9 protein-coding genes, 1 tRNA gene and 1 riboswitch are annotated in these 12,386 nt (G+C 71.3%); of the genes, 5 read left to right on the top strand and 5 right to left on the bottom strand.

What is annotated here, in order from left to right; translation table 11 throughout:
* Positions 1-245: 245 nt before the first annotated feature.
* Both FF36_RS27740 and FF36_RS27735 read left to right on the top strand, forming a co-directional pair.
* Positions 246-590: a hypothetical protein gene (locus FF36_RS27740; protein ID WP_044888151.1), complete on the top strand. Its 345-nt coding sequence runs from the start codon at positions 246-248 to the stop codon at positions 588-590.
* Between the two features lie 16 nt (positions 591-606).
* Positions 607-4,335: a tetratricopeptide repeat protein gene (locus FF36_RS27735; RefSeq protein ID WP_044888150.1), complete on the top strand. Its 3,729-nt coding sequence runs from the start codon at positions 607-609 to the stop codon at positions 4,333-4,335.
* Positions 4,336-4,457: 122 nt separating this feature from the next.
* Here FF36_RS27735 and FF36_RS27730 read toward each other — a convergent pair.
* From FF36_RS27730 to FF36_RS27720, 3 genes are all read right to left on the bottom strand, one after another.
* Positions 4,458-4,544 (bottom strand) — tRNA-Ser (locus tag FF36_RS27730).
* Between the two features lie 266 nt (positions 4,545-4,810).
* Entirely contained in the window at positions 4,811-5,365 is a 555-nt protein-coding gene (tadA, locus tag FF36_RS27725; protein WP_255355958.1) for a tRNA adenosine(34) deaminase TadA, read from the bottom strand.
* Positions 5,358-5,852 carry a tRNA adenosine deaminase-associated protein gene (locus tag FF36_RS27720; RefSeq protein WP_044888149.1) on the bottom strand — a complete coding sequence of 165 codons (495 nt, stop codon included), beginning with the start codon at positions 5,850-5,852 and terminating at the stop codon, positions 5,358-5,360. The genes tadA and FF36_RS27720 overlap by 8 nt, the downstream gene beginning before the upstream one ends.
* A 439-nt stretch (positions 5,853-6,291) precedes the next feature.
* On the opposite strand from FF36_RS27720, the gene FF36_RS27715 reads away from it, so the two are divergent.
* The 3 genes from FF36_RS27715 (at position 6,292) to FF36_RS27705 (ending at position 9,101) form a co-directional block, all read left to right on the top strand.
* Positions 6,292-7,542 carry a Mur ligase family protein gene (locus tag FF36_RS27715; protein WP_044888148.1) on the top strand — a complete coding sequence of 417 codons (1,251 nt, stop codon included), beginning with the start codon at positions 6,292-6,294 and terminating at the stop codon, positions 7,540-7,542.
* Positions 7,539-8,327 (top strand): type 1 glutamine amidotransferase, encoded by a 789-nt coding sequence (locus FF36_RS27710; protein ID WP_044888147.1) that lies wholly within the window; start codon positions 7,539-7,541, stop codon positions 8,325-8,327. The genes FF36_RS27715 and FF36_RS27710 overlap by 4 nt, the downstream gene beginning before the upstream one ends.
* A 105-nt stretch (positions 8,328-8,432) precedes the next feature.
* Complete coding sequence (locus FF36_RS27705) at positions 8,433-9,101, top strand: PHB depolymerase family esterase (RefSeq protein ID WP_044888146.1); 669 nt, start codon at positions 8,433-8,435, stop codon at positions 9,099-9,101.
* A gap of 750 nt (positions 9,102-9,851) precedes the next feature.
* Here the strand turns inward: FF36_RS27705 and FF36_RS27700 are convergent.
* Positions 9,852-10,964 carry a C40 family peptidase gene (locus FF36_RS27700; protein ID WP_220386599.1) on the bottom strand — a complete coding sequence of 371 codons (1,113 nt, stop codon included), beginning with the start codon at positions 10,962-10,964 and terminating at the stop codon, positions 9,852-9,854.
* Positions 10,965-10,969: 5 nt separating this feature from the next.
* Positions 10,970-11,147: riboswitch (cyclic di-AMP (ydaO/yuaA leader) on the bottom strand.
* A gap of 346 nt (positions 11,148-11,493) precedes the next feature.
* The gene (locus tag FF36_RS27695) at positions 11,494-11,877 is read right to left on the bottom strand and encodes a hypothetical protein (protein WP_044888145.1); all 384 of its coding nucleotides are present in this window, start codon (positions 11,875-11,877) and stop codon (positions 11,494-11,496) included.
* Between the last annotated feature and the right edge of the window lie 509 nt (positions 11,878-12,386).

The following is a 12,386-nucleotide window of genomic DNA, read 5'->3' as shown; positions in this document are numbered from 1 at the left end:
CGCGGTCCGGGGTCGCCCAAGTCGGGTGGGCGAAAACGGAACGCGCCGCTCGCCGCTCGCCGCTCGCCGCGCGTTCCGGGCGCCGCGATGGAGCGGGACGACGCCTCCGGGACATGAACCCGCATTGCACTCAGGGCGTCGCGCCGGTTTCGGCGGCGTTGGGTGTGGCTGATCGGGTGCGGTGGGTAAGATCCGCGGTGTCGGCTGGTAAGGGTCGATGTCGTGCCAGAGGACGGGGGGCGTTGATGGCGCGGGTGTTGCTGGTGGTGGATCCGAGCGTCGGCGTGAGCCCGTCGGATCTGGTGAAGGCGTGGACGCCGGCTCCTCCGGTCGTGGACGGTGCGGTGGTTGCGGATGGTGCGGTGGCCGTGGAGGCCGTCCGGGGGCGGGTGATGCTGCCGGGCGTGCTGGAGGTCCTGGTGCTGCCGGTCGCGGTGAACCTGGCCAGCAGCGCGCTGTTCGAGCTGGTCCGATCGTGGGTGGCCCGGGCCCGCGGGCCGGCGGCGCAGGATGCGGAGTTCGAGGTGGTGGAGACGACCGACGACCAGGGGAACCGGGTCGTGGTTGTCCGTCCGCGTCGTACCGTCTGATCCGCGGAGTCCGGCCGTGGGCACGGTGATCGTCCGGGAGCGGGAACGGCGTTCGGACGGAACGTTCGCGGTTCGGCTGGCCTTCGACGACGGCGTGGAATACGACGTCGAGATCCGCGATCCCGCGGACGCTCAGGACGAAGGGCTGTTCTCCTGGTATTTCGAGGAGCATCTGCGCTATCCGTTCCTGGACAAGGACATCGAACGGGCCGCGAAGGAACGGATCGGCGAGTACGGCAGGGGCCTGTTCGAGCAGCTCTTCGCCGGCTCGGCGCGGTATGAGTACCAGCGGATGCGGGAGCGGGGCTTTGACGGCTGCCGGGTGGAGGTCGCCGGGTCCGCGGCTTTTCAGCGGTTGCACTGGGAGACGCTGCGGGATCCGGAACTGCCGTCACCGCTGGCGGTGCGGCTGCCGGTGACCCGGCGGGTGGAGCCGCTGTCCGGCCGGTTCGAGGCCGGGTCGGGTCGGGCCACCTTGAACATTCTGGTGGTGACGGCCAGGCCGGACGGTCCGTCGGATGTGGGGTTCCGGACCCTGTCTCGGCCGTTGTTGGACGCGCTGCGGCAGGCGGCGGTGCCCGTGACGGTGGATCTGGTCCGACCGGGAACGTGGGACGCGCTGCGCGACCATCTTGACGGAACCCGGGCGGAGCACGGCGGGGGCTGGTATCACGTCGTGCATTTCGACGTGCACGGACTGTTCACCGCGCATGACACGTTGGCGGCAGGACGGGAGTCGGGCCGGTTCTTCCTGCGTCGCTGGCTCGAGGCGTTCGACGGCGAACAGGGCTTCCTGTTCTTCGAGACCGCGCAGGATGGGAAGGCCGAGCCCGTTCCCGCCGGCGAGGTGGCGGCGCTGCTGGCGGAGCACCGGGTGCCGGTCGCGGTGCTGTCGGCCTGCCAGTCGGCGATGCAGAACGGCGACGAGGCGAGCCTCGCGTTCCGGCTGGTGCAGGCCGGGGTGCCGCTGACGGTCGGGATGGCGTATTCCGTGACGGTGTCCGCGGCGGCGCAGGCCATCCCGGCGCTGTACAGCCGGCTGGCGGCCCAGGCCGATCCGGTCGACGCGGTCCACACGGCGCGGCGGCGACTGTTCGACGTCCCCGCCCGGCACGCCTACTTCAACGAGGAACTGGAGTTGGAGGACTGGATGTTGCCGGTGTTGTACCGGCAGCGTCCGGTGGATCTGCGGCTGCGGGAGATGACCGAGCAGGAGGCCCAGAGCTTCTACGCCCGCCAGGTCACCGTGGCCGACGAACCGGCGACCGAGTACGGGTTCGTCGGCCGGGACCTGGACGTGCAGACCATCGAACGGCGGCTCCTGCTCGACGGCGGCCGCAACGCGCTGCTGGTGCAGGGGATGGCGGGGGCGGGGAAATCGACCCTGCTGGCGCACCTCGGCTGGTGGTGGCAGCGCACCGGTCTCGTCGACCACGTCTTCCGGTTCAGCTACGAGGACCAGGCCTGGACCGCGGCCCAGATGGTGCGGGAGATCGGGAAACAGCTCCTGGGCCGGGTCGACCAGGCGAGGCTGGAGGTGCTGTCCGAGGACGCCCAGTTGGAGCGGGTCGCCGGGCTGATGCGGTCGCGGCGGCACCTGCTCGTGGTCGACAATGCCGAATCGATCACGGCGAGCCCGGCGTCGATCCCGCACGCCCTCCCGGCCACGGAGCAGCAGCGCCTGCGCACCCTGCTGGGCCGGCTGCAGGGTGGTCGGACGCTGGTCCTGGTCGGCTCACGGGAGTCGGAGGGCTGGCTGGCCCCCGGCACGTTCACCGACAACGTCTACGAGCTGCCCGGCCTGGACCCCCAGGCCGCCCGCGACCTGGTCGACCGGATCCTGACCCGCCACGGCGCCACCCACTACCAGGACGACGCCGACCAGCGGGACGCGCTGGACCGGCTCATCGACCTGCTCGGCGGCTACCCGCTCCCCCTGACCATCGTCCTGCCCGCCCTGGCGGAGACCACCCCGACCGCGGTCCTGGCCGATCTCGACACCGGCGGCCAGGAGGCCGGCCCGGTCGGCCTGGCCCGGCTGGCCATCGAGACCAGCCACGGCAAACTCGACCCGGCACTCCAACAATCCCTGCTCCTGCTCGCCCCGTTCGTCGCCACCGCCCCCACCGGTCCGTGGCTGGATCGCTACCAGGAGATCCTCGCCGGCCATCCCGCGGTCGCAGCCCTCGGCGCGGTGGACCTGGCAGCCGCGGTAGATCATGCCGTTCGGGTCGGTCTCGCCACCCCTCACCCGCAGTTGAGTAACACGGTGCAGCTCCAACCGGTCCTGCCGTACTTCCTGCGCAGCCGTATCCGCGACCGCGCCGATCTCGCCGCTGCCGCTGCCGACGCGCATTACCGGTACCACTGCGAGCTCGGCGCCATGGCACACCGGCTGTTGACGTCCAACACAGCCGAGGAGCGCACCCTCGGACGGGTTCTGACCGCCACTGTTTACGCGAACCTGCAGGCTGGTGTCACCCACGCCCTGACCACCGCGCAACCTGTTCTCCCGGTCCTCGGACCCTTGGAGGAATATCTCGACCAGGCCCGCCAGCACCACCCACGCTGGCAGCTACTCACCCGCACCATCGACGCCTATCCCACTCCCGACACCACCGCCGGACAGAACGAACTCGCCCAGCTCCATCACCTCGCCGGCGTGGTTGCCCAGGAGCAGCGGCGGTTCGAGGACGCCGAGGCCCACTACCGCCGTGCCCTCGACCTCAAACTGAAGCTCGGGAATGAGCGCGGCGCCGCGAGCACCTACCAAAGTCTCGGTATTATTGCGCAGGAGCGGCGGCGGTTCGAAGATGCCGAGGCTCATTGTCGCCGCGCCCTCGACCTCTTTCTGAAGTTCGGGGATGAGCACGGGGCCGCGCTGACCTATCACCAGCTCGGCGTTGTTGCGCTGGAGCGGCAGCGGTTCGAGGACGCCGAAGCCCACTACCGCCGTGCCCTCGACCTCAAACTGAGACTCGGGGACGAGCACAGCGCCGCGCTCACCTACCACAATCTCGGCATCGTTGCGCAGGAACAGCGGCGGTTCGCGGACGCTGAAGCCCACTACCACCGTGCCCTCGACCTCCTTCTGAGGTTTCGGAATGAGTATCGTGCCGCGCTCACTTATCACCAGCTCGGAATGCTGGAGCAGGAGCAGTGGCGGCTCGAGGAGGCTGAGGCCCATTACCGCCGTGCCCTCGACCTCAGGCTGAAGTTCGGGGATGAGCACGGTGCCGCGCTCACTTATCACCAGCTCGGAATGCTGGCGCGGGAGGAGCGGCGGCTCGAGGAGGCTGAGGCCCATTACCGCCGTGCCCTCGACCTCAGGCTGAAGTTCGGGGATGAGCATGGTGCCGCGCTCACTTATCACCAGCTCGGAATGCTGGCGCGAGAGGAGCGGCGGCTAGAGGAGGCTGAGGCCCATTACCGCCACGCCCTCACCTGTGCCGGGAAGGCCGGCGACGCAGGTCTTGCGTCATTGTCAGCTACTGGATTGGGAAGAATTCTCATCGAGGTCGGGCGACAAGTCGATGCGATCGGCGTGCTTGTTTACGCAGCCGCGAGCTGGCATGAGATAACCGGAGTATGGCCGTCCGAAGGTCTTTCCTGGCTGAAGCGCATTGGCCGCCAGATCGCCAGCGATGAGTACGAAACGGCATTCCGCGCCCACGCCCCGGCTGAGCTCGCGCAGGCACTCAGAGCGGAGATCGACCGGGTCGAGGAGCCCGGCAACGAGGCATAACGCCCATAGTCAGGGCGCCTTCGCCGTCTGCAGCCACGGTCAGCGAGGCCGAAAAGTGATCAAGGTGGTGACGTCGGGCCGACGTGGTGAGCGTCGGACCCGGCGTGCGGCCTGGTGCAGGGCGGTGGAGGTGGGATTTGAACCCACGGAGGGGTTGCCCCCTCACACGCTTTCGAGGCGTGCGCCCTCGGCCACTAGGCGACTCCACCGTAGGCAAGCTTACCGGACGTCCCGACGGTCCGGTTCGCGGGGGTCGTCAGGCCGGTCCCAGGGACTCGTCGCCGCCGGCCGGGCGTCGGCGTGCGGTTCCGCGGAACCGCACGCCGCGGGGGCGACGGCTCGTGCGTCAGCGGCGGATGCGTGGGAGAGCGGCTACCTGGTTCTTCCATAGGGTTCGGCGTCCGATTTATCCCTATGGAAGAGACAGGGGGCGCCGCTCCCATGCACACTGCCGACGGGCCGACGGGCCGACGGGCTAACGGGTGGGTGGGCGGCGGCGGGCGGCGAAGAAGTCGGCGAGCAGGGTGGCGCACTCGGCGGCGCGGACGCCGGAGATGACCTCGGGGCGGTGGTTGAGGCGGCGGTCGCGCACGACGTCCCACAGCGAGCCGACCGCGCCGGCCTTGTCGTCGACGGCGCCGTAGACGAGCCGGTCCACCCGGGCGAGCACCAGGGCGCCCGCGCACATCGTGCACGGCTCCAGGGTGACCACGAGGGTGGCGCCGGACAGCCGCCAGGAGCCGGCCCGGGCCGCCGCCGCCCGCAGGGCGATCACCTCGGCGTGGGCGGTCGGGTCGCCGTCGCGCTCGCGGGCGTTGCGGCCCTCCCCGAGCACCGTGCCGTCCGAGGCGATCACGACCGCGCCGACCGGGACGTCGCCGTGTTCCGGCGCCAGCCTCGCCTGGGCCAGCGCGAGGCCCATCGCCGCCGTGTGGTCGGGCGGCCCGCCCGCCGGGCCGTGGCCGTTCGCGGCGCCGTGACCAGTGGCTGTGCTGTGGTTGCGTCCGCCGGGTGGGGCGGGATCAGCCACGGGCGTCGTCGAGGATCTCTCCGGCGCCGGCCCGCTCGCTCAGGGCGCTGATCAGATCGGCGGGCAGCATGCCCTCCTCGCCGATCAGTTCCAGCAGCGCCTCCTCGGAGGTGCCCAGGTCGACGAGCAGGTCGAGGTCACCGACCGGGGCCGCCTGGGTCAGCGCGGAGGTGTCGTCGTCCTCGTCGTCCTCCGTGGCCAGGCCCGCCATCGACGGCAGGGCGTCGGCGAACAGGCGCTCGGCGAGCTCGGAGGTGATCAGGACCCGGCGGTCGGAGAGGAAGACCTTGGGGTCAGGCTCGTCGGCGCCGAGCCGGACGATCGCGAGGTACTCGTCGTCCTCCTCCAGGAAGGCCACGATGGTGTCGTCACCGAAGTCGCGCATCGTGTCGGTGAGGGCGTCGAGATCCTCGGCGCCCGCCGGGTCCAGATCGTGCACCGACCAGCGGCCGTGGTCCCGCGCGATCGCGATTGCCTTCGTTGTCACTGTGCGCCCTCACGTCCCTTCTGCAACCGCGTGGTGCCTGGCGGCCGGCCGCTGCTCGGCCAGGGTCCCGGGCCCCGCGCGGCCCCGGCCGGATCGGTGGCCGGCCGTACTCCGCCTGTGATTCTCGTCCCGAGGGCCGGTCTTGGGTATTCCGGTTCACCCCGTCGGGTGAGTTCTACCGCGACGCCGGGTTGATTCCCCCATGGTGGTCCGGTTGGCACCCGTTCGCACACCGGGAGGTAACACGAAAGTTCCGCCGGCGCCGGCCGGCCGGTCACGCGGTTTGACCTGCGGCGATGGCGTCTGGCGTGCAGACTCGGCCACGACGGGGGCGACGGTGGCGCGCCGCCGGCGGCAACGGCGCCGATCAGGACGTAACCGAACGGAAGCGGGGGTGGTCTTCGTCTCCCGGCACCCTCGTGGCACTGTAGAAAGCGCGATGACGACATCATTCCCGCGCAGGTTCACCGCCCGGACCCAGGCCGCGCTCGCCGTCGAACGCCTGGCGGCCGAGGCGTCGCGTCGCCTCGGCCGCGGTTCGGGGGAGATGATCGGCGGCAAGCTCGCCCTGCGGGTCTCCCCGGGGGCGCTGGCCGAGGTCGGTTCCCACCGCCGCACCGCCTGCGTGTCGGGCACCAACGGCAAGACGACCACCACCCGGCTGCTCGCCCGCGCGCTGGGCACCCTCGGGCCGGTGAAGTCGAACAGCGGGGGGGCGAACATGGCGCCCGGCGTCCTCGCCGCGCTCTCGCGACCCCCGTTCGACGCCGCCGCCGCCCTGGAGGTCGACGAGATCTGGCTGCCGAAGGTGGCCAGGGAGATCCTGCCGCGGGTCGTGCTGCTGCTCAACATCAGCCGTGACCAGCTCGACCGGTCCAACGAGACCCGGCGGATCGCGTCGATGTGGCGGGAGCTCGGCGCCGAGCTGCCGGACGCCACGGTGGTCGCGAACGTCGACGACCCGCTGGTCGCCTGGGCGGCGGCCGGCTGGCGACGGCAGGTGTGGGTGTCGGCCGGCCAGAACTGGACCGCCGACGCGATGGTCTGCCCCCAGTGCGCCCGCCTGCTGCACCGCAACGAGGCCGGCTGGTGGTCCGAGTGCGGGCTGGCCCGGCCCGAGCCGATCGTCGCGGTCACCGGGCCCCGGGAGCTGCTCTGGTACGGCCGCACCATCTCGGCCCACCTCGACCTGCCCGGCCGGGTCAACCTCGGCAACGCGGCGATGGCCGCCGCCGCGGCCCGCGAGCTCGGCGTCGAGGTCGAGGCGGCGCTGGCCGCCATGGCCGGCCTCGGCGACGTCCAGGGCCGCTACCAGGAGGTCGCCCTCGGCGAGCAGGGCCGCCGCGGCCGGCTGCTGCTGGCGAAGAACCCCGCCGGCTGGGTGGAGATGATGGAGCTGCTCGCCGACGCGCCGCCCCGGCCCGTCGTCATCGACTTCAACTCGCAGACCGCCGACGGCCGGGATCCGTCCTGGATCTGGGACGTCCCCTTCGAGCGCCTCGCCGGCCGGCAGGTGCTCGTCACCGGCGGGCGCAAGGAGGACATGAGCGTGCGGCTGGCCTACGCGGAGGTGCCGCACAGCGTGCACGCCAACGCCGAAGACGCGGCGCTGGCGGCCAACGAGAAGGTGGTCGACGTGGTCGCCAACTACACGGCGTTCCGGGACCTGCTGGTCCGGAGTTCCCGATGAGGCGCAGCTCGGCGACCCGGATCGCGCTGATCTACCCCGAGCTGCTCGGCACCTACGGGGACGGCGGCAACGCGATCGTCCTCGAGCAGCGGCTGCGCTGGCGGGGCCTGCCGGTCGAGGTGGTCAGCGTCCCCGCCGGCTCGCCGGTGCCGGAGAGCTGCGACATCTACCTGCTCGGCGGGGGCGAGGACGCCCCGCAGGTGCTCGCCGCCGACGGCATCCGGCAGAACCGGGCGATCGTGCGCGCGGTGGGCTCGGGAGCGGCCGTGCTCGCGGTCTGCGCCGGCTACCAGGTGATCGGCGCGACGTTCCCGTCGGGCGGGGAGATCCACGAGGGGCTGAACCTCGTCGACATCGAGACCCGCCGCTCGTTCGCGCCACCCGAGACGCCGCCGCCCGGACGGGCCGTCGGTGACATCGTCGTCGAGCCCGATCCGCGCCTCGGCCTGCCCACCCTGTACGGCTACGAGAACCACGCCGGGCGCACCAGGCGGCTGCCCGGGGCCGGCGGCTTCCCGCTGGGGGTGGTGCGCCGCGGGATCGGCGACGGCGACGGCGGCACTGAAAGTGGTGGTGGCGCTGGCGGTAGTGGCGGTGGCGGAACCGACGGCATCGTCGACGGCCGGGTCATCGGCACCTACCTGCATGGGCCGGTCCTGGCGCAGAACCCGGCGCTCGCCGACCTTCTGCTGACCTGGATCCATGGCGAGCTCCCGCCGCTGGACGCCCCCCGGGAGGCGCAGGTGTTGCGCGAGGCCCGCCGCCGCGCGCTCGCCACCCCCTGACCCCGACGTCGGTCCGCTGACCCGTTCGGTCACGTGGCCGCCGCGGCCGAAGGAGTAGGTCCGAGCGTCATCTGGTCGCCCGTTTTCGGCGTTTCCCGGCTACCGGTGTGGTTCGGTTGGATCGTGGCGTCGAATCCCCTTGCCGGCTGGTGGGGCAAGAACAAGCGAACCGTACTCATCGTCGGGGTCGTCATCGTCGCGCTCTGGGTCTTCGTCGAGCGCGGCAACGGCCCGAAGACCAAGCGCATCAGCATGCCCAAGGACTACGGCTCGGCCGACCGGGAACTGCTCGTGCACGCCCCGTCGAATCCGAAGGATCCGATCCCGCTGGTGCTGATCCTGCACGACGACAACGTCGACGCCAAGACCCTCGATCATGACAGCGCCGCCGGCTCGGTGGCGAACGCCCGCAACTTCGCGGTCGCCTATCCCGAGGCGGTCGGCGGCACCTGGCGGATCGACTCCCCGGACGGCGCCGACGCGAAGTACCTGCGCGACGTGGTCAGCTACGTCTCCGCGAAGAAGACCAAGGTCGACCCCAACCGGATCTACGTGTGGGGCGTCGGCGAGGGCGCTCGGCTCGCGCTGACCGTCGTCTGCGGCGGCGCCAAGCCGATCTTCGCGGCCGTCGGCGTGGTGGGACAGTTCACGCAGGAGCCGCAGTCCGCCTGCCCAGGTCGGGCGCCGGAGGCAAGGGTCGCCGAGACCGACTGGAACAAGAAGGTCAGCGAGACGCTGTGGACGGCCTCCGCCAAGCACCACCTGGGAGCCTGAGCCCGGCCTTCCACGGGCCCCAGCGGCCGCGTACGCGCCCGGGACGGGTGGGTAGAAGCAAGAAGGGTCCGCCGATGCCGCCGGGAGGGGGGTAGCGGCATCGGCGGACCTCTGCGGCCGGGTGGAACCCGAGGGCCCGCCGGCCTCCCGCTGCGGATGGGGGGGGAATCCGAGGGAAGGCCGGCGGGGTCGGGGGCCTTCCGGCCGGACGGACGTCAGATGGGGGGGAGATCTGACGTCCGTCCGGCCGGAAGGAGGCGTTGCCCGGCTGGCGCTGAAGCGAGGTCGGGTCGGTGAGGCTGCGGGCGGTGTCAGGGCTCGCGTACTGGAGCTGGTCCCGGCTCGGCCGGGACCGCGACGCCACGGATTTCGGGCGCGTGGACCGGGTGCAGGTACGGGTGGTCCGGCGTTGTCTCGGGATCAGCATCTCGGGGTCAGCCGCGTCGTGGGACTGCATCCGGGGCAACGGCGATGGTGACCCGGACGGGTCGGCGATGCGCGCCTTTCGCCTGCCGGGGGGAGCAGGCCCGGCGGGGCGGGCACGACGGGGTGCGGAACGACGGGGCAGTCACGACGGGATGCGGAACGCGAGGTCGACCGGCTGCCTGACCGCACGCGCGACCGGAGGGGGGAGGCCGCGTCGCGGTCGGCTCGAGGCTGGACGGGCTTCGTCGTCCTTCCAGCCGAACGAGGTGACCACCGGGTGGCCGGCGCTGCGCCGCAGGGCACGGTGCGCTGGCGTGGACGCTCTTAGACGCGTCCGACGTAGTAGGAGGTGGTGTAGATCGACTGGAGCTTCACGACGCTGCCCGTGTGCGGGGCGACCCACATCTTGCCGTCGCCGGCGTAGATACCGACGTGGTAGATGTCCCCGGGCGAGCCGAGGAAGATCAGGTCGCCGGGCTGCTTGTTGTACTGCGACACCCGGGTGGTGGCGGCGAACTGGGCGTCCGTGGTCCGCGGCAGGCTCTTGCCGAGCTGCTTGAAGACGTACTGGACCAGCCCTGAGCAGTCGAACGAGCTCGGGCCGTCGGCGCCGTAGACGTACGGCTTGCCCGCCTGCAGGGAGGCCAGGTAGACGGCCTTCGCGCCGATCGAGCTGGACGGAACCGGCACGGACACCTGGGTGGAACCGACAGAGACGCCGCCGGCGAGGCTGCCCAGGCGGGAGGAGAGGCCGGCGAGCTGCGGGGCCCGCTGCGGGCGCACGTTCAGGGTCGCGTCGTTGACCGAGTGGGCGGACTGCAGGGCGTCGGTGCCGTCGAAGATCGCCGTGACGTTCGTCGTGGTGAGCACCCGCGCCGTGTAGGACGCGTATCCCTGTGCGTTCGTCTGCAGGTGCTTGAAGGTGGCCCACCCGGTGGGGAGCTTCACCTGCACCTTGACGAGCTGGTTCGCCAGCGGCTCGTGGGTGGCCTCGTTGTACAGCGAGAAGCCGATGTCGACCGGCTCGTCCGCGTTCACGGTCACGTCGGGGTTCGTCACCCGCAGGCCGACCTGGACCTTGCCGGCCAGGGGCGGGGCGTCGAGGCCGTGCGTCGCGCCGAGAGTGATTCCCGAGGAGCTGTGCTCGCTGACCGCCGCGGCGGCGATGCTGCCACCCAGGGCGGCCTGCGAGCCGATCTGCGCGGCGAGGGTGATCGGGGCCGTGTTCGGCGACTCTTCCAACGCCGTGTCGGCGTGGACGTCGGTGGCGCAGCCGGCCAGGGCCACTCCGGAGACAGCGACGGTCCCGGTGGTCATCGCGGCGAAGGCACGAGCACGGGCCCGGCTACGGGCGACCGGCGGCACGGACTGGGCGCGGTGACGGCCGCGACCGGCGACGCGCGAATCTTCGTCGAGCTGCACGCTTTGCGCGGACAACGGTGTATTCCTTCCCGTACGCCTGCGAAGTGAGCTGTCGGGTTCGGGCTGGGCTGCCCGGTCCGAGGCGTGGCCTTCACGCACATCGGACTTGACCCCGAGGCCAGCACCGCGGGTCGGTGCCGGCCGGTGGAGGTGGGTCCCCCGCTCCTGCCCCAGATGACGACTCGGAGGGGACACCGTGGCCGGGGGCAGGATTCGGCGTTCGGCCCGGTGTTGTCGTGACGTCGGCGTGAGACTAGTCCACATTGACGGGGTGGGTAAACACTAGTCCTTCCCAACTACAGCGAGTGTGCACCGAAGTGCCCCTTGGTCCAGCGCGCGGTCCGGCCCGTACCGGAACCCGCCGCGGCGGCCTCATTGGCCGCCGGAACCGGGTATGGCCTGCGGTTCCGCCCTCGCCACGAGGGCCGGTGCGGCGGCCGGCCCGACGCCGACGGAGGCCCCGGCCTGCTCCGGTCGAGCACCATTTGATTACGTCATGTAGTCGAGCGGGTGGGGGTACCGGGATCCCCGGTCGGACGCGGGCTTACCGGGTCCGACCGCGCCGGGTCAGGAATCCGGCCGCGTCGAGCACCTGGAGTTCGACGGCGAGCTCGTGGACCTCGCGGGGCAGGGAGCGGTGGTGGGCCAGGGCGGCCACTGCGGCGCGGGCGTGATCGGCGAGCTCGTCCAGGGCGTGCTGGCGCTGGCGCATGCGGGCCCGCTCCTCCTGGATCGTGCGGACGGTGTCCTCCTGCCAGCGCCGGGTCCGGATGAGGTGCTCGCTGGCGTCGGCGGCCTGGCGCTCGGCGTCCTCGAGCCGGTTCAGGAGCGCGTCGAGGGCTTCGAGTCGCCCGGCGAGCTCGGCGATCAGGTCGCCCCGCTCGGGCAGGATGGCGGTCTCTCGCCGCTTGGGGTCAGACGAGGGCATGTACTCCCCTGACGGGTGGGGGATCGGGGAACCGCTCCGAGCGGTGGGCACGAGACCCGGTTGCTCCGACACGGTTGGTTACGGTAACCGACGGGGAGGGCCGGGTGTAACCCATCGTACGGATACGTCACGGCAGTCAACTGATAGCGAAAATGAGCTATGGACCGGCTACCCTTGCCAGGTTTTCGAGTGCATAGCACGCCCTGTGTTGTTTGTGGACCCTTTCGCCCGATTCGGGGCCCCCTGTCGCCCAACGAATCGGTGCCGTCGGGGTAGGAGTCGCCGGCCGCCCCGTTCGGGTCGTCCTCGCGCCCAGGGCGCGATGGCCGGCCGGGCCCCGGCCGGCCCCGCAACTTCTGTGACGTTGAGTAGCAGCGGGGCTGGTATCGGGAGAAAGTACGGCGGCCGTCGGCGGCCCTAGTAGACCGTCGCTGTTTAGTTCTGGGGTGTGGCAGGCTGGTGTTGGCAGATCTTCCTCGTCCCCTCTGCCGGTCAGGACAAGTCATGCC

This window comes from Frankia torreyi (genome assembly GCF_000948395.1).
Lineage (GTDB): Bacteria > Actinomycetota > Actinomycetes > Frankiales > Frankiaceae > Frankia > Frankia torreyi.
Note: the sequence above shows the minus strand (reverse complement) of the source record. Positions and strands in the feature narration are given on the sequence as shown.